The sequence below is a fragment of the Vibrio sp. 10N.222.49.C9 genome, from assembly GCF_041474985.1.
Classification (GTDB): domain Bacteria; phylum Pseudomonadota; class Gammaproteobacteria; order Enterobacterales; family Vibrionaceae; genus Vibrio; species Vibrio crassostreae_C.
Genome location: NZ_JBFRVD010000188.1, coordinates 1 through 359, shown reverse-complemented (window position 1 = coordinate 359; position 359 = coordinate 1). Strand labels below are relative to the sequence as shown.

Annotated in this window: 1 protein-coding gene; it reads left to right on the top strand. The window is 48.2% G+C overall.

Annotation, left to right across the window (positions count from 1 at the left end; all coding sequences use genetic code 11):
• Nucleotides 1-284: family 20 glycosylhydrolase (locus AB4585_RS22680; RefSeq protein ID WP_372171063.1), on the top strand; the 284-nt coding region annotated here is incomplete at its 5' end.
• Nucleotides 285-359: the final 75 nt, after the last annotated feature.

Genomic DNA, 359 nt, shown 5'->3' with positions numbered 1-359 from the left:
ACATTACCCCGCTAAAACACGCTTATCACTATCGCCCTTTGAGTGAGATAGACGCCAATGACCCTATCCAACAAAAGGTATGGGGGATCCAAGCGGGATTATGGTGCGAACTCATTGATAGTGCCGAGCGACTGCAGTATATGGTGCACCCTAGGTTGCAAGCCATCGCAGAGGTGGCGTGGACTAAAGAAACCAACAAAGACTGGAATGATTTCTTATCTCGTTTACAGCTTGATCTGGAAGGATTACAGGGCCGCGGTATCCACTACCGCAACCCTTTTTAGAAGGCCAGAAGTTGAGTTGGCGTTAAGGTAACGTCAACTCGGCTACCAATATCTAGTTGCTCTATGGAGCTAGAC